This is a genomic window from Vreelandella sp. V005, from assembly GCF_052645115.1.
Map to the genome: position 1 here is coordinate 486,229 of NZ_JBQXYA010000003.1, position 25,827 is coordinate 512,055.

A 25,827-nucleotide genomic window follows, 5' to 3' on the forward strand; every position below is an offset into this window, starting at 1 on the left:
CAGTGCCCCGCGTTAGACTTCAGTTTCCGTGTCTTTGTAACCATCCACCACGCCGGTCGAGAGATAGACATCATGGGACGTGAAATTTTTCACCGCGGTCAGCAGGTATTGAATACCGGTGATTAAAAAGCCCATCGGCACCCATAGGTAGATAATCCACACTGGCAACCCCAAAGAGGGCAAAACGCGCCCTTTACTATATAAATCAACTATATAAACAACTGAGTAATAAAGGAGGAAAAACATCACCAGCGAAGTAAACAGTGCGATACCAATCATCAGCACTTTGCGCCCTCCCACTGGCAACGCATCGTAAATAGCCGACATACGAATATGACGGCCATGGCGGGCGGCGTAACCAATCCCGGCGAAGGTGATCATGATGATCAATATGCGGTTTAATTCGCCGGAAAACATGATGCTGTTGCCAAATACAAAACGGGCAACCACGTTAATGACCGTATTCAGCGCCATTAGCAAAACACCCATCGCGAGAATCACGGCTTCTATTTTGCTAATTGCAGTGTCGATCACCCCTAATACCCCCGGCAAACCGGAGCGGTAACTCTTTTCCATCTCTTCATCGGTCATGGCCGGACTCCTTCCTTACGGCTTTAACGGCATCCGTTCAATGCCGCCAGCACAATTAATACAGCGCTCTCTTAGACCTTACGATTGCAAAGCTGTCTCGCACTATTCAACAGGCTTCTGCTCTAGCGTAACGGCATGCAGCCACCGGTGATTCAACGCTAGATGTACGTAACTAACGGTAACCTGGGTAATCTCCTCGCCGACTATTGACGCTAACCAGCGCAACAAAAAAGGGGCAGCCTTTGCTGCCCCTTGATACATCACCTATGCCAGAACGGCTTAGGGAGATTACTCGTTAGTGACGGCTTCAAGGTCAGCTTTAAACTGCTCAAGTAGCGCTTTGCCATCTTCACCGGTCATTTCCAGGAAGGCTTCTTCAACCTGCGGAGCACGGTCACGGAAGGCTTGGATCTGCTCTTCGTCAAGACGTGTGACGGTCACTTCATCGGAGGCTTCCTGAATCTTAGCTAGCGACTCTTCAGCCAAACCTTTGATATGTTCAATGGTGTGGTCATACGCGGCTTCAGAAGCTTCGTTCACCAACGTTTGATCTTCTTCAGACAAACCTTCGTAAAAGTCCTGGTTAGCCATCATCGCCGTAGTGAACCAGCCATGGCCGGTAAACGTCAGGTGCGGAGACACTTCGTACAAACCACCAGACTCGATCCAGAAAATCGGGTTCTCTTGACCATCGATGATGCCAGTCTGCAGGCCACCGTAAACTTCACCCCACGGCAACGGCGTCGGCGTTGCACCAAAGGCGTCGTAAGTTTCCGTCAATAGCGGGTTGGTCATGGTACGAATTTTTTTGTTATCCAGCTCATCCGGTGTTGAGAAGGGCTCATTGGTTGTGATAACCATTTCGCCTTCTGGATACATCTTCAGTAGCTCTAGGCCTTGCTCGGCATAAAGCTCTGGGAACATCTCGTTGATGGCTTCACTTTCGTCGAAGAACTCAAGCACGGTTTCTTCGTCGGTAGGCAGTAGGTAAGGAATGAAGAAGATCTGCGCTTCAGGAATCAGTGCGCCGGTAAAGCCTGGCGACTGATTCACAAACTGCAGGATACCGTTTTGAGTCTGCTCCATAATATCGTCAGACTCGCCTAGCTCACCAAAGCGGTAAACCTGAACCGAGTGATCAGAGTTTTCTTCGATATGCTCTTTAAACGCATAGGCAAAGACATCCTGTACGTCGCCTTCATACTCTTCATGAGCATAACGCCAGTTGTCCGCTTGCGCGACAGCTGTCATGCCCATCAACAGTGCACCTACACTTGCCGTTGTCACTAGTTTGGTCGTGACAGAACGATTAAATACGGATTTGCTTGCCTTCATACGGTGTTCCCCTTTCAGTGGTAAGCGCGCTATAACAAGTGCGCAAGAACCTAGATAATCCACGCGTATCTCAACACGACACTGTTATCCGCTATTCAGCGTTCACTAACAGACAAAGGTGCTAGTTTTATTGTGTTAGCCCGCCAATAACGCTAGGTATTTTAAAATCAGCTTAAATTCAGGCTAGCGCGCTCCTTGACGAGGGTCAAGCTGACAAGTAAGCGTTTGTAGCGCCTGAAGCAAGGCCGCTTGGTCATTTAAGCGCGAGCCAGAGTGACGTTCATTTTTTAAATTTAATAGTTGATTTCGCAACCAAATAGCCGAATTTTGCGGATTTTCGACGATATTGATAACTCGCTGCTCACTGCCATCTGACTCATAAACCCATGTTTGCCAACGTTGAAGATTCTCACGCTCGGCCATTAGCTCCGCCTGCTTAATAGTGTCCCGCAGTGCTGTCACTGACTGACTAGTCGTTGCAGAGGCTTTTAAATCTCGGCGCAACGCCCGCAATACTTCAGTGACACGCCCTTGCCATTGAAGGCGCTGCTCACGCTGTCGAGCGACCGCACCAGGCAGCGCTTCTAAACCGCTCGCGTAGAGCCAGCAGTGAAACAGTACCTCGCACACATCCTGGCCACCCTCCTCTTGTAACGTTAGGCAAGCAGCTTCCACACCAGGCCTGGCGTAGAGCGACAGCGCAAAATCCCATAACGGAGTCTGCTGTAAGCGCTGCAATCGGGTAGAATCAAGCGCAATAGACTCTAGCATCGTATGACCCACTCAATTTCCGGAGAAAGCATGATCGCACTGCGCCAAGTCGCTCTGCAACGCGGCACGCAAACGCTACTCGACAATGCCGACGTTACCCTGAACAACGGGGTCAAGGCTGGCATTATCGGAGCAAACGGCGCCGGCAAATCGAGCCTGTTCAAACTCCTGCTGGGCGAGCTTGCACCCGATCAGGGCGATGTCGAGATGAGCGGTGGTCAGCGCATTGCGCATATGGCTCAGGAAGTCGACGCCCTCGACCGCCCGATAATTGAGTATGTCCTTGATGGCGACTTGGCGCTACGCCAGGCAGAAGCCGACTTATTGGCCGCTCGTGACGCCGGTGAGGCCCACCGCGAAGCCGAGTTGCACGGGTTGATCGAAACACTGGATGGCTATCGTGCGGAATCACGCGCAGCGCAGTTACTGGTGGGGCTAGGCTTTGTGCAGGCCGACCTCAGCCGACCGCTTTCCGCGTTTTCCGGCGGCTGGCGAATGCGCGTTAATTTGGCCCGCACCCTGTTTATGCCCTCCGACCTGCTGCTGCTGGACGAGCCCACCAACCACCTGGATCTGGACGCCCTGCTGTGGCTGGAACAGTGGTTGACCCGCTACCCCGGCACGCTGCTACTGATTTCCCACGACCGTGACTTTTTGGACGCCGTGTGTGATCACATCGTGCATATGCACCACCAAACGTTGGAGCTTTACCGCGGCAATTATTCACAGTTTGAGCGTACCCGCGCTGAAAAGCTTGCACTCCAGCAGGCCGAAGCGGCCAAGCAGCAAGCGCGCAGGGAAGAGATCGAGCGCTTTATTGCCCGCTTTAAAGCCCAGGCCACCAAGGCTAAGCAGGCCCAGAGCCGGGTCAAAATGCTGGAGCGTATGGAAGATATCGCCGTCGCCCACGTGGACTCCCCTTTCCACTTCACCTTACCGGCTGCCGATAAAACCTCACGCCCACTGCTGGTATTGGATCAGGCGCAGTTAGGCTATCGCGGTAAAGCGGGCGATGGAAGTGACGACAACATCCAATTGGACAAGGTCAACGTTACCCTGTTGCCCGGCAGTCGCATTGGCCTGTTAGGTCCCAACGGCGCGGGTAAATCGACGCTAATCAAGTCGCTTACCGGTGAGTTGGCACTACTTAATGGCAAGCGTATTCCTGGTGAGCACTTGGCGATTGGCTACTTTGCTCAGCACCAGCTCGAAGGGTTGGATGTTACCTCGACGCCTTTTGTCCATGTGCAGCGCCTCTCTCCTACTGCCAGCGACCAGGAGATTCGCAATTTCCTGGGCGGCTTCGGATTTAAGGGCGATGACGCCTTTGGCACAGTCGCCAACTACTCCGGCGGTGAAAAAGCCCGCTTGGCGCTAGCACTCGTCGCTTGGCAAAAACCCAACCTCCTGCTGCTCGATGAGCCCACCAACCACCTGGATCTTGAGATGCGCGAGGCGCTGACCCAGGCACTGGCAAGCTTTGAGGGCACGGTGATTTTGGTATCTCACGATCGTCACTTGCTGCGGGCAACGGTGGATGAGTTTTGGCACGTGGCGGATCACCGCGTCGAGCCTTTCGATGGTGACTTGGAAGATTACCGCGTTTGGCTAAAGGCGCGCCTGGAAGAGAGCCGCCGTGACTCTCGTGGCGAAAAGGCCGAGCGCCAAAACCAACAACCCAGCGGCGATAGCCGCGAGGCACGCAAAGCATCCCGCAAGGCAGCTGCGGAGCTACGCGAGAAGCTCCGCCCGCTTAAAAAACAGCGTGATCAGGCTGAAAAAGCTATGGAAAACGCCCAACAAGCCCTTGAGGAAGTCGAGCAAGTGCTGGCAGACCCAGCGCTTTACACCGACAGCGCTCGCAAAGCCGAACTGACCAGGACGCTTAGCCAGCAAGCGGAGATTAAAGCGCGTCTGGACCAGTCAGAGCAGCAGTGGCTCAGCGCTGAAGAGGCGTTGGAGGCAATGGAAGCCGAGCTGCTGGCCAGCGAAGAAACCACTCAATAGCGGCAAGTTGGTCGCCATCAATAGGCTAGCTTTCGAGCAAAAACGTTACCGGGCCATCGTTGATCAGCGCTACCTGCATATCAGCGCCAAACTCACCGGTGGCGACATGCGGCCAGGCAGCGCGGGCCTGGGCAACCAGCAAATCAAACAACGCCTTCCCCTGGGCGGGGGGAGCGGCGCTGGAGAAGCTAGGCCGCAGCCCTTTGCGGGTATCCGCCGCCAGGGTGAACTGGGAAACAAGCAGCAGGCCACCGTTCACCTGCTGGAGGTTTTGATTCATCTTGCCACCGGCGTCGCTGAATACCCGGTAATGGAGGAGCTTGTGCAGCAGTTTTTCTACGCTAGCCACGTCATCGTGCTTCTCCACCCCTACCAGCGCCAGCAGCCCGTGATCGATACTGCCGATGATGTCACCATCTACTTCCACACTGGCGCGCTTCACGCGCTGAATGAGAGCTTTCAAAACGCTCCTCCACGGCAAACAAACGGCTATTGTAACCCCCGCTCATTAGCGTTTCCTTTATCGCGTCAGTTTTTTCCTAATAGTGCATCGCGAAAGTCGTCGTCCAATGGCCGCTCGCCCAGCCAAATACTAAACATTGCGCTGGCAAACTCGGCGCTCTCCTCTTCGAACAGCACTTCACCATTGAGCGCTAGGCGCAGCTGCTCACCGTTCCAGCTAAGCAGGTATCGATCACCGGGGACTACATCGCGAAAACGCTGATTGAGGCGCTCCAAGGGAGCTTCAATCTGGTTAAATTCATACAGCGTGAGCGTATCTTGAAGCGTTTTCTCTGTCGCCTCGGCAAAATCGCTGGCTTCAATGGCATGAAAGTAGGCGAGCTCAAGACGCCGGGGCGTATTGTTTAACGGCTGCGGCTGGGTTTCGCCTTCAAGCTGGTAGTAGGCCCCCGCATAAGCGGTCCAGATCATGTAACGAAACACGTCACTACCGATCAGCGTGTAGCGTTGCCCCTCCTCTTCGACGCTGCGCGCAAACGACTCGCCGTTTTCTGTCACACTACTGGCCACCGCCCAAGGCAACAGCAATAAGCCAGCAACCAGCAAGATGGGCCGCAAGAAGTGCCCCCTGCGCTTGTGGTGTATCAACATGACGTGAACCTCTTTATGAAGAAACAACTATACACACCAATACACCATATAAAATTTTCGTACAATATTTACCCCTCTTTGCACTGCCTACCAAGCGCGGCACAGCATCAGGTCGCAGTGCGGTTCGCAGAGCAGCATTTCGGTGAGTTGGCTGACGTGGTGAGGCTGTCCACGGCTGCCGATCATCACCAAGTCAGGGGAGTGGCGCTTCATATACGCTTGTAGAACATCGCTGGGTGCGCCTTGCTCTAGCACCAGCTCTACATCAGGCACGCCATCTAACTCACGCATTAAACTTTCGACCTCGTTATTTAGCTGAGCACGTAGGCGCTGAACTTCTTTTTCACGCCAATGGGCGTAATAGGCTTGCGAACCCAACTCGTACTCGCCGGGTAGCGTCCAGGCGTGCAACAGCGTCAGCGTCGCGTCGGGAAAGCGAATCAGCGCCTCTTTCAAGGTGTGTCGTGCCGTCAGTGAAAAGTCGATAGGCAATAAAATATGCTGCCAAGGCTGGATAGGTTGATAGGACGCGACCACCACGGGGCAAGGCGCACTGCGCAGCACGCGCATCAGCGTGGTCCCCATCAACAGGTCTTTTTGGCCGCGTTTGCGATGCATACCCAGTACCACCAGCTCAGCGTTACGCTCATGCGCTTCGCGCACAATCTCAACGTAGGCTGATCCCGTGACGGTTTGGATCAGCGTCTTCGGCGCCTCAAGAGCGTAATCTTCACGTAAATCGGTCAGCGTGTGGGCAATGTCCTCCACTATCGCGCTCTCCATATCAAGCAAGACGCGTCGTGGTAGATAGGGATCCAGCACGTGCAGCACGTCAAGCTGAATCCCTTGGGCATAGGCTAAACGCAGCGCTCGCGCAAAAGCAGCGCGATTTTCAGCGGAAAGATCCGTGGCAAATAGAATAGTATTTGAGACGGTGCGTGGCATAACGAAACGCTCCTCGGCTGGGCAGCCCAGCCTTACAAGCCGTTAAGCAAACACTCCTTAGCATGGTGGGCATTGCGCATTCTCGCAAGTTGCCCATTACACCGCTCTCGCAGCACCTAACGCCGGCTTACCACCAGGCGTGAAAATGGTGAACCGGTCCACGCCCCTTGCCCACGTCCAAGCGCTCGCTTGCCTCCAGCGCGGCATGCAACCAACGCTTGGCATCGCCAATCGCTGCCACCGGCGCATCGGGCGCGGCGTGTTCTGGTAGCTTCGCAAGGCAGGCGGCAATCGCCGAGGAGAGTGCACAGCCAGTGCCGTGTAAATTGTCGGTATCGATGCGTGAAGCAGGCAGCCACTCATGACCGCAGGGGGTGGCCAGCAGATCCGGACAGGTAGCCCCGCGTAAATGTCCGCCTTTCAACACCACGTACGGTGCGCCTAATTGCGTGAGCCCCGGCAGCATCGCCTCCATCTCGTCGAGGCTCGTGGGCGATGGTGCGTCGAGCAACACGGCGGCTTCCGGTAAATTGGGGGTAATCACATCGGCAAGCGGCACTAAAATATCGCGCACGGCGCGAATGCCAGCGTCGTCGACCAATATGTCACCGCTCTTGGCAACCATGACAGGGTCGAGCACGATCCAACGCGGCCGATGCTGGCGCAGCACGTCGGCGATGACCTCAGCGACTTCGCGGCTGGCAACCATGCCAATTTTGACGGCATCCAGCGTCACGTCCTCCAGCAGATGCTCCAACTGCTCGCGAATAGCCTGCGGAGAAACGGGATACACCGAAGCCACCCCGCAGGTGTTTTGGGCAATGACCGCGGTGATGACGTTAGTGCCATACACGCCAAGCGCAGAAAAGGTCTTCAAATCGCCCTGAAGGCCCGCACCGCCGGAAGGGTCGGAGCCAGCGATGGTAAGCACATTGCGAAGACGGGGACGATTAGACATGGGGCTCCTTTTGGCAAAATCAGCAGCTAAACAGTCACTCGATATCTAGGATACCCAAGCTGCGTGTATTGTGCTGCCGAAAACATTCACTCCAGACACACAAAAGCCGCCCGAAGGCGGCTTTGTCATGCTTGTTTACTACTATGTGATGATTACTACAGCTCTATTGGGCCGTGTCGCCTTCTGGGTTACGGGCGTTGTAATACGCCTGTTCGGAGATGGCGTGGTAATCCTCGACCTTATCCTGGAAAGCGCGGTAGGAGTCGTAGATCCGCGTGGCGAGCTCGCTTGAAGCCGCCAGCTCACCCACGACTTCATCAGAATACTCGCGGGCTTGTGCAAGCACATCGTCAGGAATACGGCGCAGCTCAACGTCGTGCTCGTTCACCAGCGTTTCCAGCGCATCGTTGTTTCGCGCGGTGTACTCATCCAGTACGCTTTGGTTGACGTCGCTGATGGCGGTGCGCAGGATGGCCTGCAGATCGGCTGGCAGTTCGGCCCAGGCCTCTTCATTAACGATCGCTTCGAACATTACCGTCGGCTCGTGCCAGCCTGGGTAATAGTAATAGTCGGCGGCTTGGTGCAAACCGAAGGCCAGATCGTTATAAGGACCGATCCACTCAGTGGCATCAATCGCCCCCGACTGTAACGAAGTAAAGATTTCGCCGCCCGGCATGTTGACGATCGCCACGCCCATGCGGCTCATTACTTCGCCACCCAGGCCGGGCATACGCATTTTCAAACCATCGAGATCATCGACCGAGTTGATCTCTTTGTTGTACCAGCCGCCCATCTGGACGCCCGATGCTCCGGCCACCAACACGTCAACGCCGAAATCATCATAAAGCTCGTTCCACAGCTCCATACCGCCACCGAAGCTCAACCAGGCGTTCATTTCCTGTGCGTTCATGCCAAAGGGCACGGCGGCAAAGAACTGAGCCGCCGGGGCTTTGCCTTTCCAGTAGTAGGAAGCGGAGTGGCCGAGTTCCGCCGTGCCGTCGGAGACAGCGTCAAATACTTCAAAGCCCGGTACTAATTGACCAGCACCAAACACTTCGATGGTCAGTCGGCCATCCGACATTTCATCGACCAACTGCGACAAACGCTCAGGGCCTTGGCCAACGCCGGGGAAATTCTTCGGCCAGGACGTGACCATTTTCCAACGGAATTCGTCCTCTTGGGCCTGGGCGTGATTATTAAAACTCGATACCACCAGCAAGCTGGCAGAAAAAGCGGTCGTCATGGCAATGGCGACAGGTAGTGCTTTGGCTTTCATACGATAACCCTCTTACTTTCTATTATTACTATTATGGTTAGGGAAAACACCGTCTAGCGCAGTGCGCTAAACGGTTTGTTACAAGCCGTTGGTAAGTAGCTTAATTGCTTTTAGTTAGGTTGCCACTTCCTTGCGTTGATAGCAGCGATGTTATTCAACTCATCGGCGCTTCATTAAAACTGATCGGGGAGCCATGTTGCCAACTGGGGGAAGAAGGTCAACAGCAGCAGCATACCCAGCTGCATCAAGATAAACGGAATAACACCGCGGTAGATGGCCGATGTGGATACTGACGGCGGCGCTACACCGCGAAGGTAGAATAGTGCGAAGCCAAACGGTGGCGTTAAGAACGATGTCTGCAGGTTGATCGCGATCATGATGCCCAGCCAAATCGGGTCAAGCCCCATGGCCAATAAAATCGGCCCGACAATCGGCACCACCACAAAAGTGATTTCGATAAAGTCGAGGATAAAACCGAGCAAGAAGATAACCAGCATGACAATAATCGTCGCGCCCACTACCCCGCCGGGCATCCCCTCAAATAGCTCAGTCACCATGTGTTCACCGCCATAAGCGCGGAAGACCAGCGAAAACAGCGCGGCACCGATTAAGATTAGAAACACCATGGTGGTAACGTGAGTGGTCGAGCGCAGCACATCTTTCAGGGTCGCCCAGTCGAGCTGGCGATAAGCCAGCGCCAACACCAAGGCACCGAAGGCACCGACTGCCGAGGCTTCCGTCGGCGTTGCAAAACCGCTAAGTATCGACCCCAGCACTGCCACGATGAGCACCACGGGTGGCACCAAGCCTTTCAGCAGCAGCATGCCGATACCCGAAGTGTGCCCCAGCTCGGCCATCAACTCTTCACGGTCAGCAGCAGGCGCCATGTGAGGCCGCAACCACGCCACCATAGCCACATAAATCATATACATGACGACCAGCAACAACCCTGGCACCAGCGCACCCATAAACAGATCACCCACTGACACCGTTTTAGGGCTGAATATCCCCATTTCCAGCTGTGCTTGTTGATAGGCAGAAGACAGCACATCACCCAGTAACACCAGGGCGATGGAAGGCGGAATAATCTGGCCCAAGGTGCCGGTTGCGCAAATGGTTCCCGTCGCCAAGGAGGTGCTGTAGCCACGCTTGAGCATCGTCGGTAGCGACATCAGTCCCATAGTGACCACCGTGGCACCCACAATGCCGGTAGAGGCAGCCATCAGCATGCCTACCAGGGTCACCGAAATCCCCAAGCCACCGCGCAGTGAGCCAAACAGCAGGGCCATGGCGTCCAGCAGCGTTTCCGCCACTTTGGATTTTTCCAACAGCACGCCCATTAAAACGAACAGCGGCACCGCCAACAGGGTTTGGTTGGTCATGATGCCGTAGAGCCGGTTGGGCAAGGCGGCCAGATAGCCGCTGTCAAAATTGGCATCAATACCAATCGCTTCCAGCCCCAGTCCCATACCAGCAAACGCCAGCGCCGTGCCCGCCAGCGAGAGGGCCACAGGAAAGCCGAACATCAAGACGATACAGATGACAACAAACAGAATAAGCGGCATAAATTCCAGCATTAAACTCGCTCCTCAAGATGGTTCCCGCCCTTGGCAGAAGGCACTATCCGTCCCGCCATGACATAGCCGTTGCGCACAACCTCAATCACGCCCTGCACGATCATCAGCACGGCAAACAGCGGTATTAAGGTTTTCAGTGCATACACAGCCGGAATGCCACCGTAGTCAGAGGACGTTTCCAAAATGCGCCACGAGTTAGCGACGTAACCCAGGCTGGAAGCGATAATGAAGATCATTACCGGAATCAATAGCGTAATAATACCCACCACATTGATTAGCGCTTGGCGGCGTGGCGTCATTCCTCGATAGAAGATATCAACCCGCACATGGCCGTCGTGGCGAAAGGTATAGGCAGCGGCAAGCATGAAAACGCTAGCATGCATGTACATCACTAGCTCTTGCATGAAAATGCTGTTGATACTGAACATATAGCGAAGCAGTACAATCGCGAACTGAATCAACATCATGATGATGATCAGCCACGCAAGGGTACGCCCGAACCACTCTGAAGCGCGGTCCAGCGCACCGATAAACGCAGGTAGTTGTGTTGTGTCCGACATGGAAGTGTCTCGCGTAAAACGGCTAAGGAGGGTCAGCGCCCCAGACAATAGCGCATATACGCGCACAATGCAGCGCCCATAGGCCATAAGGCATGCCTGTCGCACTAATCACTTAGGCTAAGCGCTAGCGCGAATAGCCGCTAAGCAGGCCTCTGGCAGCGGTAAATCGACAGCAATGGGCAGGTGATCCGAGAAGAGGTGATCCAGCACGCGCACTTCAGCGGCTTCTAATGATTGCGACAAAAGAATATGGTCCAGTGCGCGACGTGGCTGCCAAGAAGGGTAGCTAAGCAGCGGCTTCACCGGATGTAGCGGCAGCGAGGTACTAAAACGCTCATGAGCATGCAGTTGATCAGGGGTACAGTTGAGGTCGCCCATCACCACCACGTGGCGCAATGGCTGAATGATCTCGCTTAAATAGTTAAGCTGACGAACACGACCACGGTGGCTAAGCGCCAAATGAGCAACGAACACGTGCAGCGCATCAGCGCCCTCACCAAAACGAGCGTGAATAGCGCCACGGCCCGGCATGGCGCCTGGCAAACGGTGCTCTTCTATTTGGCTAGGCACTAAGCGCGACAGTAAACCATTGCTGTGCTGGGCAATCCGCCCCAGGTTGCGATTTAACTGTTGCACGTGATGGGGAAACCCCGCTTTGGTCGCGAGGTATTCCACTTGGTTGACGCGGCTAGAGCGAAAGCTGCCACCATCCACTTCTTGCAGCCCGACGACGTCGAACTTACTCAGCACGTCACCCATCATATCGAGCCGCTGCTGACGGCGTGGATGCGGCAGCAAGTGCTGCCAACTGCGGGTGAAATAGTGATGATAGGCCGACGTCTGGATGCCCACCTGCAAATTAAACGTCAGTAGCCGCAAATGGCCATCTTCCAGCAGCGCTGCGCGATGGCTACTGGAAGCCGACTCATCCCGCTCCGTCGCTTCACGCAACACGGTTATTCTGCGCGCTCTGTACGCACCTGTTCAATCAATGCTTCAGCGATTTTTGGCATGTTTTCCAAGCTACCGGCTGAGCTTGGAGTCACCACATAACGACCATCAACCACTAACGCAGGCACACCCATCAATTTCATTTCACGCATGCGGTTATTGGCTTCATTGACCTCACTGCGCACACTAAAGGCTGTCAGCGCTTGCTTGGCTTCTTCTTCACTCACGCCGTAATTGGCGAAGAAAGCAGCGATCTCATCGGGTTCTGTAAGTGACTGATTATCCTGATGGATAGCGTTAAAGAAGTCGGCGTGCAACTCCTCTTCGATGCCCAATGACTCCGCCGCATAAAAAGCGGTGGCGTGAGTATTCCAATCCCCGCCCATGGTGGCCGGCATATGCTCTACGCTAACGTCGTCTTCTAGCGTCTCGTACCATTCACTGACGGGTGTCTGGAGACGATAGCAATGCGGGCAACCAAACCAGAATACTTCTGTGACGCCAATTTGGTCGTCTTCAGCGTGGGTTTCTACCGGTGACTCAAGCAGCTCATAATGCTGGCCTTCCACCACTTCCTGGGCACTCACTAGCGCAGAAAAACCAAGACCGGCCATCGCGACCATTAGCGTTTTAAACATCGTAACAATTCTCCATGGGTAAGCGAAAATTCAGACCGTGGTTATGGGAGTGGGTTCCCTCATTTCAGGCACATCACACAACGAGGGAACCAAACGGCACCAAGCGGCATAACGTTTTGCAGCCTTAATTTAGACCCAATACGTAGTTCGCCACTGCTTCCATATCGTTGTCGCTCATTTTTGAAGCAATGTCGCCCATCACATTGTTGGGACTGTTGGTCCGATCACCGGACGCAAAGGCCTGCAACGTAGACACGGTATATTGAGCGTGTTGGCCGGAAAGCGCAGGATAAACAGCACTTCCAATACCTATCCCCGTAGGCGTATGGCAAGCGGAGCAAGCAGGGATGCCCTTGGACATATCACCTGCGCGATAAAGCGTTTCACCGCGCGCCAACAATTCAGCGTCTTCGTCGCTGGTTTGCCCTAGGTTAGCGTCTTGGCCCGCAAAATAAGCCGCAGCATCCCAGGCATCTTGGTCAGAGTAGTCGTCGACGATCCCCGCCATTTGCGGAACCACGCGGTTACCATCACGGATATCCATAATCTGTTTAGCCAAATAGGACATTTGCTGCCCCGCCAGATTAGGAAAAGCGCCCGATGGGCTAATACCTTGCTGCCCATGGCAGGCGGCGCAGACTTGGGACATTTCTTGGCCAGCCGATGCGTCCGCGTCGGCCTGATAGTCCGTTTGAGCGTGGGCGATGCCAACGGTGCCCATGGTAATTGCTAGGCTTGCCAGTAACTTTCTCATTGCTATTCCACTATGCCGTTTTATGTTTGACTGGTACGCACCCTGGGCGCTTCCCAGGCTCCACAAATTACCAGTGTTAGCTCCGCCAAAACGAACAACATGTCGTGCTGGTCGCTGTCGGCTAAAGGGCGATGGTACACTAGCGCCCCAGGTCGCAGATATAAACCACCTGCATTATAACGAATCACCCCAGCGGCGGGAATGCAAGTCCTGGTCTGCTTTAGGGTTAATTCGTCGCACTATCGTTCTCTCTTCTCTATTATGCGTCGCTATCAAGCATTCTACTCTACGCGCTGCAGCAGCCATCATGGGTTGATAGCTCGTTGACATAGCACGTTGATACAGCGCGTTGAGCAGGCCGCTTTTATGTTCGTTTTTCAGGATTAAGTTCATGACTACCTCCCCCGATAGCCCAGTCCCTCGGCTGAACTACCCGACAGCAAGCTTTATGATCAGCGCGCCTACCTTGGCTTTATGCCCCGATGACACCGGCGCTGAAGTGGCCTTTGCCGGGCGTTCTAATGCGGGCAAATCAAGCGCTATCAACGCCTTAACGCAACAGAATGCGTTGGCGCGCACGTCACGCACGCCAGGCCGCACCCAATTGATCAACTTCTTCAGCGTTATGAACGACGAGTCGCGGCGCTTGGTCGACCTACCTGGTTACGGCTACGCCAAAGTGCCTGAGGCAGTTAAGTTAGAGTGGCAAAAGCATTTGGCCGAATACCTACGCAACCGCTTTAGCCTGCGTGGTTTGGTGCTGCTAATGGACGTGCGCCATCCGCTCACCGAATTCGACCAGATGATGCTCGACTATGCCGATCAGCGCGGAATGCCCGTGCACATCCTGCTGACCAAAGCCGACAAACTCAAGAAAGGGCCTGCTAGCGCTGCGCTACAAAAAGTGCGCTCGCGTTTAAAAGAGTGGGAAGACCTGGTGTCGGTTCAGCTCTTTTCCTCCCTCAAGCGTGATGGCGTCGATACGCTATCCCAGAAGCTCAATCAGTGGCTGTATACACCGCCTGAATAATGCGTCTCTAACATTTCGAGCACACCGGGTAGCTCTTTGATATGGGCAATCCGGTGAACACGCGGGGGGAGCGACTGCTCTTCCGTTTCAGAGATCCATACCGCATGCATGCCCAGTTGCTGGGCGGGCAACACATCCTCTTGCCACGAATCGCCGACATGCATGGCATGTTCAGGGGCCACATTTAAGCGTGAAAGCGCCTTCAGAAATGGCATTGGGTCGGGCTTAGGTGCCAATAGCTCGCCTGCGGCTATCGCTACCGGAAAATAGGCGGCCAGCGGCTGACGCGCCAAGTGGATATTGCCATTGGTGATGGCTGCCAGCTGATAACGCTCGGTCAACACTGCCAGCAAACCGGCCGCTTCAGGGTGTGGCGTGACTTGCACACGCAGACGATGAAACTCATTCATGGCCGCGGCCGCCCACATCAACGCGGCGCTGCGGGGCAGCCCGGCAGTCTCTAACTGGGCTTCCAGGGCGCGCAAGCGCAGCCAAGTAAAATCTCCGCGCCGTTCGGGCACCTGCTTGGCTAACTGCTGGCGACGCTGAAGGTAGTCAAGCCCGCCCGCCTCTTCGGTTAACGCCAGTGCAGGCTCCTGACGTGCCGCTCGCCAAGCTTCAAGCGCCTCCAACAACCAGCGGTAATGGCCCGCTTCGGTACGCGCCATCACGCCGTGGTTGTCCCACAGCGTGTCATCCAAATCGAAGGTAATCGCCTTCAGTAGGGTCATGGTTTACTCCCTGGGCTGCGCTTTGCACGCGGGTGGGCCGCATCGTAACTCGTCGCTAGGTGCTGCCAGTCAAGCCGGGTATAGATTTGAGTGGTCGAAAGATTGGCGTGGCCCAATAGCTCCTGCACCGCACGAAGATCCTGGCTCGATTCCAGCAGATGGCTAGCAAAGGAGTGGCGCAAACGGTGAGGATGCAAATGCTCCGGCAAACCTCGGGCTACCGACAGCTCTGCTAGGCGCTTTTGAATGGCCCGATGGCCTAACCGAGTGCCACGCTGCCCTATGAACAGCGCCAGCTCATCAGCCGGTGCAAGCGCTGAACGACAGCCTAACCACTCGGCCATTGCCTGCTGAGCGCGACGCCCGACTGGCACCTGGCGCGGTTTACTGCCTTTACCGATCACCCTCACCCGGCTGTTTTGTAAATCGCCCAGATCCAGGGCGGCCAGTTCCGCTAACCGCAGGCCGCTAGAGTAAAACAGCTCAAGAATCGCCTGATCCCGCACCCCCAGCGGCGTGCCGTCGTGGGGCGTATCGAGAAAGCGCGCCAGTGCATCGACATCAACTGGGCGAGGCAGGTGGCTCGGCTGCTTGGGCGTGCGCAGTAACCCCACCGGGTTATCGGCCAACACGCCCTGCTTGACTAAATAGTCGGCAAAGCGTGATAGCGCCGCGCGACGGCGGGCAAGACTTCGCGGCGCCAAGCCGCGGCTACGCTCAGCGCCTAGAAAGGTGCGTAGTAGCACCGTGTCTAACGCTGCCGGATTCGTCACATCGCGGCGCTCGGTAAAGGCACATAACGCGACCAAATCATGCCGATAAGCATCCACCGTTGCCGGACTGGCATGAGACGCCAGCAGCGCTAAAAAGCCCTCAATGTGCTGAGCGATCGATGTTTCAGAGGTAGCCTCAGCCATGGTCGCCCAGACGCACCAGCAAACGCGCCACGATATCGCCCAGATACTCGGTAAAGAGCGTGTCCATACTGGCGCGATAGGCGTCCGGGCTGGGGCTTGCCAGCAGCAGATAACCCAGTGGGTCGCCCGCCGAAAGGCGCGAAATAGCACAAGAGCCCGCCTTACGGGGCGCTTTGACATGCGGCAGCAGGCATTTCCAGTCGCTAACGCTGAGCTTAACGCAGCGGCTGGTGCGGCCATCCAGCAACGCGGACAGCCGTGCACTGGCATGCTGGTCTAACACGTGGCGTGGCGGCTGGGGTGGCGTAGGTTCAGTATCACTTAGCGTGGCCGGGCACCACAGCGCCATGGCGGGGGTTTCAAAACGCTCACTGAGTTGGATAGCCAGCGCTTGCGCCAGCGCATCGCGATCCTGGGCTTCCACCAGTGCGATTAGCGTTTCGCGCAACCGACGATACTGGGATTCGTTATGGCGGGCGGTTTCCAGCAAGTGCTCAAGGCGGCCTTCAGCAGTTTCCGCGCGCTTGCGCAAATCAAATACCAAGCGCTCCAGTAGGGATACCGCCCCGTCGATATGCGGGTGAGGCACCTGCAGCTGTTGCAGAAGTCCTTCGCGACCGACGAAAAAATCGGGATGACGCGCCAGCCAGAACGCCACTTGATCAGGATCGAGCGTTTTGCGGGGTTCGGGGGCTTGTGACATCGCCGTTCTCCTCGAATTAATTAAGTGCTACGCGGCCATCGAAGACGCGTGTAGCGGGCCCCACCATTGTCAGCGCCCCTTCAGGATCGGGCCACTCAATGCTGAGCTCTCCACCGGGCAAGTGAACCTTCACGGGGCTTTTCAAAAGCCCCTGGCGAATCCCGCTGGCCACGGCAGCGCAGGCCCCGGTGCCGCACGCCAGCGTTTCTCCACTACCACGTTCGTACACGCGCAGACGTATTTCACTGGGCGAGAGTACCTGCATAAACCCCACGTTAACACGCTTGGGAAAACGGGGATGTGCTTCTACCAACGGTCCCAGTCGCGCCACCGGGGCGCTATCAACGCTCTCAACCTGCAGCACCGCGTGGGGGTTGCCCATGGAGACCACGCCGATCTGCAGCGTTTCACCGCCTACTTCGAGCGGATGCAGGGGCTGGTCGCCGGGGGCTTCGAACGGCAGTGCCAAAGGGCTAAACCGTGGGCGGCCCATATCCACCCGCACCATGCCGTCGTGCTGCACGGTGAGTACCAGCGGACCGCCCGCCGTCTCCACATGGATTTCATGCTTATGGGTTAGCCGCTGATCCCGTACGAAGCGGGCAAAACAGCGCGCACCATTACCGCAGTTTTCCACTTCACTGCCATCAGCGTTGTAAATGCGGTAGCGAAAATCCATCTCGGGATCACGGGGTGGTTCCACCACGAGCAGTTGGTCGAAGCCAATACCAAAGCGCCGATCGGCCAGTGCGCGAATTTGCGCCTCATCCAGCCGGGCACGCTGAGTGACCAGATCCACCATGACAAAGTCATTACCCAGGCCGTGCATTTTGGTGAAGTGTAAGAGCATCAGCGCTCCCCTTCGGGCAACAGCGCCTCACCTGCCCATAGGCTGGCCAACGTTTCCCGTGCACGCACCACGTGGCAATTGTCGCCATCGACCATTAACTCGGCGGCGCGCGGTCGGCTATTGTAATTCGAGGCCATGACAAAGCCGTAGGCGCCTGCCGAACGCACCGCCAGCAGATCCCCTTCGGCAATGGCCAGCTCGCGCTCCTTGCCCAGAAAGTCACCGGTTTCGCATACCGGGCCAACCACATCGTAAAGGGCGCTTTCGCGTACGTCGCGGGTATCAACGGGCACAATTGCCTGCCATGCCTGATACAGCGCCGGCCGAATCAGGTCGTTCATGGCCGCATCGACAATCGCGAAATTCTTGGTTTCACCGGGCTTGAGGAATTCTACCCGCGTCAGCATGACACCAGCGTTAGCGGCGATTGAGCGACCGGGTTCAAATAGCAGGGTGAGCGCTTCACCGCCTTCCCAGCGCGATAACCGCGCCAGCAATTGGCTGGCGTAATCGAACGGCTGGGGTGGCTTTTCATCGCGATAAGGAACGCCTAGACCGCCGCCCAGGTCGAGGTGCTCGATTTCAATCCCCCGCTCGCGCAGGCGCTCCATTAACATCAGCAGGCGTTCCAGTGCATCCAGGAAAGGAGCGGTTTCGGTTAGCTGGGAGCCTATATGGCAATCGAGCCCTTTCACCTGCAGATTGGGCAGGCTTGCCGCCAGTTCGTAGACCGCCAACGCTTCGTCTACCGGGATACCGAACTTGTTATCTTTCAGGCCGGTAGAGATATACGGGTGGGTACCTGCATCGACATCGGGATTGACCCGCAGTGAGACCGGAGCCATTTTACCCAGCTCACCCGCCACGCGATTCAAGCGCTCAAGCTCAGGGCGCGATTCAACGTTAAAACATTTGATGCCCACTTCCAGGGCCCGGGTCATTTCGTGGGCCTGCTTGGCAACACCGGAAAACACCACCTTGGCCGGGTCGCCACCCGCCTGGAGCACGCGTTCAAGCTCACCGAGGGAGACAATATCGAACCCTGCCCCAAGCTTGGCCAACAGGCCCAGTACCGCCAGGTTTGAATTAGCCTTTACGGCGTAACAAATCAGGTGCGGATGGCTACCCAGCGCTTCGGTATAGGCGCGAAAGTGACGCTCAAAAGTGGCTTTCGAGTAAACGTAGCAGGGCGTGCCGTACTCATCAGCAATCCGCGACAGCGGTACGTCTTCGGCGTAAAGCACGCCATCGCGGTAGTTAAAATGATCCATGTTGATCTTCCCTTCTTCTGGGCCTGCAGCGGCCTATTCAGTCGCCTGGCTAGCCTGTTCATCCGCCGGTGCATCGTCCGGCAGATAAAGCGGCCCTTTTTGTCCGCAACCTGCCAAACCGGTCAACAGCAGTGCGCTAAGGGTGACAATTGCCAATGCTTTCATGCGCTCACCTTAAGCGCACTGAGTGCTTCACGCGCACGCTGCGCGGCAGCGCGTACTTGGTTCGGTGCTGTGCCACCGATATGGTTACGCGCAGCGACTGAACCTTCCAAGGTGAGCACCTCGAACACATCTTGCTCGATAGTCGCCGAAAACTGCTTGAGCTCATCCAAACTCATTTCGGACAGGTCTTTTTCAGTTTTTAGGCCGTAAGCCACGGATTGCCCAACGATTTCATGCGCATCGCGGAAGGCGACGCCTTTGCGCACAAGGTAGTCGGCCAAGTCGGTCGCGGTGGAGAAACCGCGCCGCGCCGCTTCATACATGCTGGCTTTTTTGGGTTCAATCGCAGGCACCATGTCGGCGAACGCTTTCAGGCAGTCGCGCACGGTATCCACCGCATCGAATAGCGGCTCTTTATCTTCCTGGTTATCTTTGTTATAGGCCAACGGCTGCGACTTCATCAGCGTCAGCAGTGCCATTAAGTGGCCGTATACGCGGCCGGTTTTGCCACGCACCAACTCTGGCACATCGGGATTCTTCTTCTGCGGCATGATCGAAGAGCCCGTGCAGAAGCGATCAGGCAGATCGATAAAGTTGAACTGGGCGCTGGTCCACAACACCAATTCCTCACTCATGCGTGACAGGTGCATCAACAGGATGCTGGCAAAACTGGTAAATTCAATCGCAAAGTCGCGATCTGACACCGCATCTAGAGAGTTTTCTGACGGGCGATCAAACCCCAGCAGCTCGGCAGTGACATGGCGGTCGATCGGGTACGTCGTGCCCGCTAGGGCAGCGGCGCCCAGCGGCATCACGTTGACGCGCTTGCGGCAGTCCAGCAGGCGCTCATGATCACGCGCCAACATCTCTTGCCAGGCCAGAAGGTGGTGGCCGAAGGTAACCGGCTGAGCGGTTTGAAGGTGGGTAAAGCCCGGCATGATGGTCTCGGCTTCGCGGTCAGCCAGCTCAATCATGCCTTCACGCAGGCGTGTTAGCTCTACTTCGATCACGTCGATCTCGTCGCGCATAAACAGCCGAATGTCGGTGGCCACCTGATCGTTACGCGAACGCCCGGTGTGCAGCTTTTTACCGGTAATGCCGATCTTTTCGGTCAACCGCGCCTCGATATTCATGTGCACGTCTTCTAACGGCACTGACCAGTTAAACTCGCCCCGCTCGATTTCGCCCTGAATCTCACTCAGGCCATTAATGATGGCATCGCGCTCGTCATCGGTCAGCACGCCCACCCGGGCTAACATGGTAGCGTGGGCGATGGAGCCCTGAATATCCTGGCGCGCCAGGCGCTGGTCGAAATTCACAGACGCAGTAAAGCGTGCAACAAAGGCATCGGTGGGCTCGCTAAAGCGGCCGCCCCAAGATTGATTCGTAGCTTGGCTCATCGAAGGTATATCCTGCTGACAAAACGTAAAAGTCGTTACGGAAAGTGGGAGTCGTTGCGGAAAGTGTACCAGAGTCCCCGGTCAGCGAGCAGTAAACGCAGGGGGGGATGCCAAAAATGCACACAGGGCATCTAAGGGCATAGGACGAGCAAAGTAGTAGCCTTGGAAGTAGTCGCAGTGACATTGCGTCAAATAGCCAAACTGCTCCACTGTCTCTACGCCTTCTACCAGAACTTCTAGCCCCATTTTGTCCGCCATGGCGACAACGCCATTGATGATCGCGGCATCTTTGTGGTCGGTAATCACATCGCGGACAAACGAACGGTCGATTTTGATTTTATTAATCGGTAGGCGCTTGAGATAGCTCAAACTAGAGAAGCCCGTCCCAAAGTCATCGAGCGCAACATGGACGCCCAGCGCACGTAAACCCTGTAATGCCTCAATCGCCTGCTCGGCGCTATCCATTAGCACGCCCTCGGTAATCTCGAGCTCTAACAGCAGTGGCATAAGACCACTGTCGGTCAATGCCTGCTCAATGGAGGCGAGAAAACCCGGCCGCTGAAACTGCATCGGGGAGACGTTGACCGCCATGGTGATTGGGCCAACGCCCATGGTGTTAAGGTGCTTAGCGTCCCGACAAGCGGTGCTGAGTACCCAGTCGCTGATGGGTATAATCTGTCCGGTATCTTCTGCCAGGCTGATGAAATCAGACGGCGGAATATTACCGCGCTCAGGGTGCTGCCAACGGATCAATGCCTCCACACCGACTACGCGGCCACTCGGGGCATGGATTTGTGGCTGGTAATAGAGTGTAAACTGCTGCTGCTCAATAGCTTGCTGAAGGGCGCTACGTAAGCTTACGCGTTCGCTCACCTTGCGATTCAAGTCTTCGGTATACCAGTGGTAGGTATTGCGCCCTCGGCGCTTGGCTTTATACATCGCCAAATCTGCCTGCTGAACCAACTGGCGGGGATTGTCGGTACTGCCATCATTAATGGCGATGCCAATACTGGCAGTGATGCGCAGTTCACTGCCACGATACCAGTAAGGTGGCGTAAGCCGTTGCAGCAGGCGCTCGACGACCTGCACGACATCTTTTTCATGCGCTAAATCGGGCAATAGCACCACAAACTCGTCGCTACCAAAACGCGCCACGGTATCCCAGGGTCGCAGTTCATCTTCAATGCGTTTGGCGACCTCGACCAAGATAAAGTCGCCCACTTCATGCCCCAGCGTGTCATTAATCGGCTTGAAATCATCTAAATCGATAAACAGAACGGCGACAAAGCGCTGGTAGCGGCGCGCCAGCAAGCAGCCTTCTTCCAGGCGCTGGCCAAGCAGAACCCGATTAGGTAGCCCCGTCAGCGCATCGTGATTGGCGTTATACGTCAGTTGGGCTTGATATTCGCGCTGCTCCGTTACATCGTTCTGAACACCTAAGTAGTGAGTTACATCACCGGTCTCATCACGTACTGGCGAGATGTAGAGGTCGTTCCAGAAAATTTTTCCGTCACGCCGATAGTTGCGAATTACGACGTGCACATCACGCTGTTCGGCAACGGCTTCTCTTAGCAGTTTAACGGTGGCAGGGTCCGTGTCTTCGCCCTGCAGAAAGCGGCAGTTGCGGCCTAGCGCTTCACTGCGCGAATAGCCGGTAATGTGTTCAAAGGCAGCATTGACATAAACCATGGGCAAATCGCTGCTCTGTGCATCGACGATAATCACCCCATTGGTACTGGACTCTACGCTACGCTCCAGCAGAATAAGTTGGTGCTCACTTGCTTTGTGCTCACTCACATCACGGAAATAGACCGTCAGACCTTCAGTTGATGGATAGGCATGCACTTCCACCCATAACCCTAATCGCGAGTTAAAATCTTCGAAATGCACCGCTTTTTGCTGAAGGGCAGCTCGCTGGTACTCGTCGTCAAAACGGCTGCCTTTTGCATCAGGAAAGCTCTCCCAAATATGCTGGCCCAACAGTTCGCCTTTACGGCGCTTTAAGATGCGTTCCGCCTCGCGGTTGACGTAGGTAAAACGCCATTGAGTATCTAAAGTAAAGAAACCATCGGTGATACTGTCGAGGGTGATGGTGAGCCGTTTCGCTAGTTTGGATAAATTTTCACGCAGCTGTTTTTGTTCGGTAATGTCTTGCGAGGCCCCCTGCACCTGAATAATGGTGCCCTCTGCATCACGTACTGCTTTGCCAATAGCCCTGACCCATAAGCGCTTACCCTGGGGAGTTATTATCTCGTACTCGTCATCAAAACTAACCCCTCTTTCACAGCAGGCGTTAAACGCCGCCAGTAGGCGTCCGCGAGAATCAGGTGCATAAAAGCTGAAAGCTTCTTCAACAGACGGCTGGAAACCAGAAGGCATACCATGAATATGGCTGAGCTCGTCTGACCAGATAGGCAAGCCATCTGCCATATCAACATACCAGCCCCCAATCAACGCGGCTTCCCCGGCTATTTGAAACAGCCGCTGGTTGCTCATCAGTTGCGCTTGTGCCAATTTCTGCTGGGTAACTTCTCGGGCAATAATATAAATAATATCGCCGCCAGCGGTCGGGGTGATTTCAATCCAATGCATCTGACCAGACACAGCAATGGCGCGCACTTCAAAGGCGGCCACAATCTTCCCTTGCTGCATACGTACTAGGGCTGCTTCGATCTGGCTATGATCCTGCGGGTCTACCACTACTCCGCAACGCCGCCCCACTAATGCCTCGGCGGAATAACCTAGTAGTGTCTCAAACGCGGGGTTGACCTGGAGCAACCTGCCTTCGAAGTCGATGCAGCAGAACAGGTCCTGCGAGAGCCGGAAGAACTGATCCAACTGACCGTTAGCAAGCACAGAGGGCATACGATTTCCTAGGGCATAAAAAGACCCGTTGCGTGCGCATCATTAGCTCCGTTATTTTTACTGTGACGCTCGGTGCTTTATGATGAGGTTTACCATAGTTTGACTCGCCGTGTCTGCGGTATAGGGAGAATAACGTGCTATCGATCACAAAACTGCGCATTGCCACGCGAAAAAGCCAACTGGCCATGTGGCAGGCTGAGTACGTTCGCGACCGCTTGATGGCGGAACACAGCGGTCTGGAAGTCGAGCTTGTAGCACTTTCCACGAAGGGCGATAAAATTCTCGATACCCCGCTTTCAAAGATTGGCGGAAAGGGACTGTTCGTTAAAGAGCTGGAAGACGCCATGCTGGATGGCCGCGCCGACATTGCCGTGCACTCCATGAAGGATGTGCCGATGCATTTTCCGGAAGGGCTCGGCTTGTCAGTTATTTTAGAAGGTGCCGACCCGACCGATGCGTTTGTCTCTAACCACTACGCTAGCATTGATGAGCTTCCAGAAGGAGCGCGCATTGGCACTGCCAGTCTCCGCCGCGGCCTGCAAATGCGCGAAGCCCGCCCGGATCTGCAAATTCTTAATCTACGCGGCAACGTACAAACGCGATTGGCCAAGCTGGATGCGGGCGAATTCGACGCCATCATTCTGGCCACGTCTGGCCTTAAACGCTTAGGCTTGGATGAGCGGATTGCCCAGGCACTCCCACCGGAAGTGTGCTTGCCCGCCTGCGGACAAGGCGCATTAGGTATTGAGTGCCGTTTGCATGACCCGGAACTCATCGCACTGCTGGCACCACTGGATGATGCGGATACCGCCACGCGCGTGCGTGCAGAGCGGGCCATGAATACGCGCTTAGAAGGCGGCTGCCAAGTACCGATTGCAGGCCATGCGGTGCTGGATCTTGACAATGAAACCTTATGGTTGCGCGGTTTAGTCGGCAATCCAGAAGGTACTGAAGTTCTGCGCGCCGAAGGGCGAGGCTCGATGCATGAACCTGAAGCGCTGGGTATTCGCATTGCAGAAGAGCTGCTTGACCAGGGCGCTGGCGATATTCTGGCAGAGGTGTACGGCCGCGAACTATGAGCCAACCGGTACTGATCTGCCGCCCAGGAGTACGCGGGGAAGCGTTAGCGGCGGCGCTACGTGGTCAAGGAGAGTGCGTTGAATCGCTCAATGTGATGCAACTCGAAGCGATACCTGAAGACCCCTCGATGCGGCGCATCTGGCTGGATATCGATCAGTACCAAAAAATAATTGTCATCAGCCCTTTTGCTGCCACCTGCTTAGGTGAGGCGCTGGATCGCTACTGGCCACAATTGCCGGTGGGAAATGACTACTACAGTGTAGGTAGTGCCACTGCGGGAACGCTTTACGATCAACTGGGGGTTCGCGTACGCGTGCCTTCTCCCGCCGCGGGCGAAGACACGAGTGAAGCACTACTGGCGCTAGCATCACTGCAGCAATTGCACCACCAGCGTGTTCTACTGGTGGCAGGAGAAGGCGGTCGACCTCTGCTCGCTGAAACGCTGACCGAGAGAGGAGCACAGGTGACACGCGTTGCCGTTTATCGGCGCACATTTCGTCCCTTGGTACCTGCTCAGCAGGCACGCCTTTTTTCAGGTAATTATCGGGCGTTGATCGTCACCAGCAGCGAACTGCTGGAACATCTGGCAAAATGGTGCAATCAGGCGGCCTTGAACCAACCGCTAATCGTTTCCAGTCGCCGTTTGGCTACACTGGCTGGCATACTGGGGTTTTGCGACCTCAAGGTGGCGTCCGGAGCAACGCCAGCTGCATTGATAGCGGCGTTGGAGACCTGCGACCCACAGGGTGCCGATGTCGATCAAGGAACTTACTAAGGGCTAGCGACAGATGAGCAAACAAGTAAACGATCAGGACGATGTACAACCGACGTCCACTGATGCCTCTCAAGGTGTCCCCAAGACGACTGACAAAACAGCGTCCACGACCGACGCCACTGAGCCTAGCACGCCGACGCCCCCGCCGAGCTCAGCCACAACGTCACACAGTGGGGCAAAAAATAGTCGTTCGCGGCGGCGTGGAAAAGGTTCTCAGAGTACCGGCTCACCTGCTGCTAGCTCACCAGATAGCCACTCAGAAAAGAGTTCAGAAAAGAGCACTGCTACGACCGGCACGCAGGCGGATGCGAAACCGGCCGATAAATCGTCATCGACTGCTTCCAGCGCGTCTAAAAGCAGCAGCACGGCAGCGACTTCACCAAGCGCAGCTTCGCCCAGCAGTACCTTGAGCACCGGCGCGAGTGCTACGAAACCCACTGCCAACAAAACTGGCAGCACCTCCTCCTCTGCTACCCCCTCTTCAGCCACCCCCAAAAGCGGCGGCGGCACGGGCCATGGTGGCGGCGGGAATGGCGGTAAAAAGGGCAGCGGTCTCGCCATTGC

The 25,827-nt window shown here is 55.7% G+C and carries 27 protein-coding genes; 4 read left to right on the forward strand and 23 right to left on the reverse strand.

From position 1 onward, the window contains the following. Nucleotides 1-12: 12 nt before the first annotated feature. From ACUN8H_RS10830 to ACUN8H_RS10840, 3 genes are all read right to left on the reverse strand, one after another. On the reverse strand, nt 13-591 hold the full coding sequence (locus ACUN8H_RS10830) for a TRAP transporter small permease (protein ID WP_290701494.1): 579 nt from the start codon (nt 589-591) through the stop codon (nt 13-15). 288 nt (nt 592-879) lie between these two features. After that, complete coding sequence (locus ACUN8H_RS10835) at nt 880-1,926, reverse strand: TRAP transporter substrate-binding protein (RefSeq protein ID WP_298967200.1); 1,047 nt, start codon at nt 1,924-1,926, stop codon at nt 880-882. 183 nt (nt 1,927-2,109) lie between these two features. Next, nucleotides 2,110-2,697, reverse strand: coding sequence for a TIGR02444 family protein (locus ACUN8H_RS10840; protein ID WP_445532138.1), 588 nt, complete (start codon nt 2,695-2,697; stop codon nt 2,110-2,112). 30 nt (nt 2,698-2,727) lie between these two features. Here ACUN8H_RS10840 and ACUN8H_RS10845 point away from each other — a divergent pair, with 30 nt between their 5' ends. After that, nucleotides 2,728-4,704: an ABC-F family ATP-binding cassette domain-containing protein gene (locus tag ACUN8H_RS10845; protein ID WP_445532139.1), complete on the forward strand. Its 1,977-nt coding sequence runs from the start codon at nt 2,728-2,730 to the stop codon at nt 4,702-4,704. 25 nt (nt 4,705-4,729) lie between these two features. On the opposite strand, the gene dtd is transcribed toward ACUN8H_RS10845, so the two are convergent. The 11 genes from dtd to ACUN8H_RS10900 all read right to left on the reverse strand — a co-directional run bounded on the left by dtd (nt 4,730) and on the right by ACUN8H_RS10900 (nt 13,869). After that, nucleotides 4,730-5,167 carry a D-aminoacyl-tRNA deacylase gene (gene dtd, locus ACUN8H_RS10850; protein WP_445532140.1) on the reverse strand — a complete coding sequence of 146 codons (438 nt, stop codon included), beginning with the start codon at nt 5,165-5,167 and terminating at the stop codon, nt 4,730-4,732. A gap of 65 nt (nt 5,168-5,232) precedes the next feature. After that, nucleotides 5,233-5,817: a chalcone isomerase family protein gene (locus ACUN8H_RS10855; RefSeq protein ID WP_445532141.1), complete on the reverse strand. Its 585-nt coding sequence runs from the start codon at nt 5,815-5,817 to the stop codon at nt 5,233-5,235. Between the two features lie 87 nt (nt 5,818-5,904). Continuing rightward, nucleotides 5,905-6,762: a universal stress protein gene (locus ACUN8H_RS10860; RefSeq protein ID WP_445532142.1), complete on the reverse strand. Its 858-nt coding sequence runs from the start codon at nt 6,760-6,762 to the stop codon at nt 5,905-5,907. Nucleotides 6,763-6,889: 127 nt separating this feature from the next. Next, on the reverse strand, nt 6,890-7,720 hold the full coding sequence (gene thiD / locus ACUN8H_RS10865; RefSeq protein WP_445532143.1) for a bifunctional hydroxymethylpyrimidine kinase/phosphomethylpyrimidine kinase: 831 nt from the start codon (nt 7,718-7,720) through the stop codon (nt 6,890-6,892). Nucleotides 7,721-7,883: 163 nt separating this feature from the next. Then, a complete protein-coding gene (locus ACUN8H_RS10870) occupies nt 7,884-8,996 on the reverse strand; it encodes a TRAP transporter substrate-binding protein (protein WP_445532144.1) in 1,113 nt (370 codons plus the stop codon). Nucleotides 8,997-9,169: 173 nt separating this feature from the next. Further along, complete coding sequence (locus tag ACUN8H_RS10875) at nt 9,170-10,573, reverse strand: TRAP transporter large permease (protein WP_445532145.1); 1,404 nt, start codon at nt 10,571-10,573, stop codon at nt 9,170-9,172. Further along, nucleotides 10,573-11,133 (reverse strand): TRAP transporter small permease subunit, encoded by a 561-nt coding sequence (locus ACUN8H_RS10880; RefSeq protein ID WP_445532146.1) that lies wholly within the window; start codon nt 11,131-11,133, stop codon nt 10,573-10,575. Before ACUN8H_RS10880 ends, ACUN8H_RS10875 begins: the two co-directional genes overlap by 1 nt. A gap of 117 nt (nt 11,134-11,250) precedes the next feature. Further along, nucleotides 11,251-12,087: an endonuclease/exonuclease/phosphatase family protein gene (locus tag ACUN8H_RS10885; protein WP_445532147.1), complete on the reverse strand. Its 837-nt coding sequence runs from the start codon at nt 12,085-12,087 to the stop codon at nt 11,251-11,253. A gap of 2 nt (nt 12,088-12,089) precedes the next feature. Beyond that, nucleotides 12,090-12,722, reverse strand: coding sequence for a thiol:disulfide interchange protein DsbA/DsbL (locus tag ACUN8H_RS10890; RefSeq protein ID WP_445532148.1), 633 nt, complete (start codon nt 12,720-12,722; stop codon nt 12,090-12,092). Nucleotides 12,723-12,846: 124 nt separating this feature from the next. Further along, nucleotides 12,847-13,476 carry a c-type cytochrome gene (locus tag ACUN8H_RS10895; RefSeq protein WP_445532149.1) on the reverse strand — a complete coding sequence of 210 codons (630 nt, stop codon included), beginning with the start codon at nt 13,474-13,476 and terminating at the stop codon, nt 12,847-12,849. A gap of 174 nt (nt 13,477-13,650) precedes the next feature. After that, nucleotides 13,651-13,869: a hypothetical protein gene (locus ACUN8H_RS10900; protein WP_445532150.1), complete on the reverse strand. Its 219-nt coding sequence runs from the start codon at nt 13,867-13,869 to the stop codon at nt 13,651-13,653. On the opposite strand from ACUN8H_RS10900, the gene yihA reads away from it, so the two are divergent. Further along, nucleotides 13,868-14,506, forward strand: a complete 639-nt coding sequence (gene yihA, locus ACUN8H_RS10905; RefSeq protein WP_445532151.1) for a ribosome biogenesis GTP-binding protein YihA/YsxC — start codon at nt 13,868-13,870, stop codon at nt 14,504-14,506. The genes ACUN8H_RS10900 and yihA overlap by 2 nt on opposite strands. Here the strand turns inward: yihA and ACUN8H_RS10910 are convergent. From ACUN8H_RS10910 to ACUN8H_RS10945, 8 genes are all read right to left on the reverse strand, one after another. Beyond that, nucleotides 14,479-15,237, reverse strand: a complete 759-nt coding sequence (locus ACUN8H_RS10910) for an HAD family hydrolase (RefSeq protein ID WP_445532152.1) — start codon at nt 15,235-15,237, stop codon at nt 14,479-14,481. The genes yihA and ACUN8H_RS10910 overlap by 28 nt on opposite strands. Then, nucleotides 15,234-16,154: a tyrosine recombinase XerC gene (locus ACUN8H_RS10915; protein WP_445532153.1), complete on the reverse strand. Its 921-nt coding sequence runs from the start codon at nt 16,152-16,154 to the stop codon at nt 15,234-15,236. Before ACUN8H_RS10915 ends, ACUN8H_RS10910 begins: the two co-directional genes overlap by 4 nt. Next, nucleotides 16,147-16,857: a DUF484 family protein gene (locus ACUN8H_RS10920; RefSeq protein WP_445532154.1), complete on the reverse strand. Its 711-nt coding sequence runs from the start codon at nt 16,855-16,857 to the stop codon at nt 16,147-16,149. Before ACUN8H_RS10920 ends, ACUN8H_RS10915 begins: the two co-directional genes overlap by 8 nt. A gap of 16 nt (nt 16,858-16,873) precedes the next feature. Continuing rightward, complete coding sequence (gene dapF / locus ACUN8H_RS10925) at nt 16,874-17,707, reverse strand: diaminopimelate epimerase (protein ID WP_445532155.1); 834 nt, start codon at nt 17,705-17,707, stop codon at nt 16,874-16,876. Further along, complete coding sequence (gene lysA / locus ACUN8H_RS10930; protein ID WP_445532156.1) at nt 17,707-18,978, reverse strand: diaminopimelate decarboxylase; 1,272 nt, start codon at nt 18,976-18,978, stop codon at nt 17,707-17,709. Before lysA ends, dapF begins: the two co-directional genes overlap by 1 nt. A gap of 33 nt (nt 18,979-19,011) precedes the next feature. After that, nucleotides 19,012-19,143 carry an LPS translocon maturation chaperone LptM gene (lptM, locus tag ACUN8H_RS10935; protein ID WP_295710095.1) on the reverse strand — a complete coding sequence of 44 codons (132 nt, stop codon included), beginning with the start codon at nt 19,141-19,143 and terminating at the stop codon, nt 19,012-19,014. Continuing rightward, nucleotides 19,140-20,543, reverse strand: a complete 1,404-nt coding sequence (gene argH / locus ACUN8H_RS10940) for an argininosuccinate lyase (RefSeq protein WP_445532157.1) — start codon at nt 20,541-20,543, stop codon at nt 19,140-19,142. The genes lptM and argH overlap by 4 nt, the downstream gene beginning before the upstream one ends. A gap of 81 nt (nt 20,544-20,624) precedes the next feature. Beyond that, entirely contained in the window at nt 20,625-23,408 is a 2,784-nt protein-coding gene (locus tag ACUN8H_RS10945; RefSeq protein WP_445532158.1) for an EAL domain-containing protein, read from the reverse strand. A 134-nt stretch (nt 23,409-23,542) separates the two neighbouring features. Between ACUN8H_RS10945 and hemC the strand changes: the two genes are divergently transcribed. Continuing rightward, nucleotides 23,543-24,487: a hydroxymethylbilane synthase gene (gene hemC / locus ACUN8H_RS10950; protein ID WP_445532159.1), complete on the forward strand. Its 945-nt coding sequence runs from the start codon at nt 23,543-23,545 to the stop codon at nt 24,485-24,487. Then, complete coding sequence (locus tag ACUN8H_RS10955) at nt 24,484-25,263, forward strand: uroporphyrinogen-III synthase (RefSeq protein WP_445532160.1); 780 nt, start codon at nt 24,484-24,486, stop codon at nt 25,261-25,263. The genes hemC and ACUN8H_RS10955 overlap by 4 nt, the downstream gene beginning before the upstream one ends. A 213-nt stretch (nt 25,264-25,476) precedes the next feature. Here the strand turns inward: ACUN8H_RS10955 and ACUN8H_RS10960 are convergent, their stop codons facing one another. Then, a complete protein-coding gene (locus ACUN8H_RS10960; RefSeq protein ID WP_445532161.1) occupies nt 25,477-25,824 on the reverse strand; it encodes a hypothetical protein in 348 nt (115 codons plus the stop codon). Nucleotides 25,825-25,827 lie beyond the last annotated feature (3 nt).

What these genes read in the sequence shown, in the direction of transcription:
- ACUN8H_RS10830 (WP_290701494.1), bottom strand. Translation starts at nt 591, where the DNA reads ATGACCGATGAAGAGATGGAAAAGAGTTACCGCTCCGGTTTGCCGGGG.
- ACUN8H_RS10835 (WP_298967200.1), bottom strand. Translation starts at nt 1,926, where the DNA reads ATGAAGGCAAGCAAATCCGTATTTAATCGTTCTGTCACGACCAAACTA.
- ACUN8H_RS10840 (WP_445532138.1), bottom strand. Translation starts at nt 2,697, where the DNA reads ATGCTAGAGTCTATTGCGCTTGATTCTACCCGATTGCAGCGCTTACAG.
- ACUN8H_RS10845 (WP_445532139.1), top strand. Translation starts at nt 2,728, where the DNA reads ATGATCGCACTGCGCCAAGTCGCTCTGCAACGCGGCACGCAAACGCTA.
- ACUN8H_RS10855 (WP_445532141.1), bottom strand. Translation starts at nt 5,817, where the DNA reads ATGTTGATACACCACAAGCGCAGGGGGCACTTCTTGCGGCCCATCTTG.
- ACUN8H_RS10860 (WP_445532142.1), bottom strand. Translation starts at nt 6,762, where the DNA reads ATGCCACGCACCGTCTCAAATACTATTCTATTTGCCACGGATCTTTCC.
- thiD (WP_445532143.1), bottom strand. Translation starts at nt 7,720, where the DNA reads ATGTCTAATCGTCCCCGTCTTCGCAATGTGCTTACCATCGCTGGCTCC.
- ACUN8H_RS10870 (WP_445532144.1), bottom strand. Translation starts at nt 8,996, where the DNA reads ATGAAAGCCAAAGCACTACCTGTCGCCATTGCCATGACGACCGCTTTT.
- ACUN8H_RS10875 (WP_445532145.1), bottom strand. Translation starts at nt 10,573, where the DNA reads ATGCTGGAATTTATGCCGCTTATTCTGTTTGTTGTCATCTGTATCGTC.
- ACUN8H_RS10880 (WP_445532146.1), bottom strand. Translation starts at nt 11,133, where the DNA reads ATGTCGGACACAACACAACTACCTGCGTTTATCGGTGCGCTGGACCGC.
- ACUN8H_RS10890 (WP_445532148.1), bottom strand. Translation starts at nt 12,722, where the DNA reads ATGTTTAAAACGCTAATGGTCGCGATGGCCGGTCTTGGTTTTTCTGCG.
- ACUN8H_RS10895 (WP_445532149.1), bottom strand. Translation starts at nt 13,476, where the DNA reads ATGAGAAAGTTACTGGCAAGCCTAGCAATTACCATGGGCACCGTTGGC.
- yihA (WP_445532151.1), top strand. Translation starts at nt 13,868, where the DNA reads ATGACTACCTCCCCCGATAGCCCAGTCCCTCGGCTGAACTACCCGACA.
- ACUN8H_RS10900 (WP_445532150.1), bottom strand. Translation starts at nt 13,869, where the DNA reads ATGAACTTAATCCTGAAAAACGAACATAAAAGCGGCCTGCTCAACGCG.
- ACUN8H_RS10910 (WP_445532152.1), bottom strand. Translation starts at nt 15,237, where the DNA reads ATGACCCTACTGAAGGCGATTACCTTCGATTTGGATGACACGCTGTGG.
- ACUN8H_RS10915 (WP_445532153.1), bottom strand. Translation starts at nt 16,154, where the DNA reads ATGGCTGAGGCTACCTCTGAAACATCGATCGCTCAGCACATTGAGGGC.
- ACUN8H_RS10920 (WP_445532154.1), bottom strand. Translation starts at nt 16,857, where the DNA reads ATGTCACAAGCCCCCGAACCCCGCAAAACGCTCGATCCTGATCAAGTG.
- dapF (WP_445532155.1), bottom strand. Translation starts at nt 17,707, where the DNA reads ATGCTCTTACACTTCACCAAAATGCACGGCCTGGGTAATGACTTTGTC.
- lysA (WP_445532156.1), bottom strand. Translation starts at nt 18,978, where the DNA reads ATGGATCATTTTAACTACCGCGATGGCGTGCTTTACGCCGAAGACGTA.
- lptM (WP_295710095.1), bottom strand. Translation starts at nt 19,143, where the DNA reads ATGAAAGCATTGGCAATTGTCACCCTTAGCGCACTGCTGTTGACCGGT.
- argH (WP_445532157.1), bottom strand. Translation starts at nt 20,543, where the DNA reads ATGAGCCAAGCTACGAATCAATCTTGGGGCGGCCGCTTTAGCGAGCCC.
- ACUN8H_RS10945 (WP_445532158.1), bottom strand. Translation starts at nt 23,408, where the DNA reads ATGCCCTCTGTGCTTGCTAACGGTCAGTTGGATCAGTTCTTCCGGCTC.
- ACUN8H_RS10955 (WP_445532160.1), top strand. Translation starts at nt 24,484, where the DNA reads ATGAGCCAACCGGTACTGATCTGCCGCCCAGGAGTACGCGGGGAAGCG.
- ACUN8H_RS10960 (WP_445532161.1), bottom strand. Translation starts at nt 25,824, where the DNA reads ATGGCGAGACCGCTGCCCTTTTTACCGCCATTCCCGCCGCCACCATGG.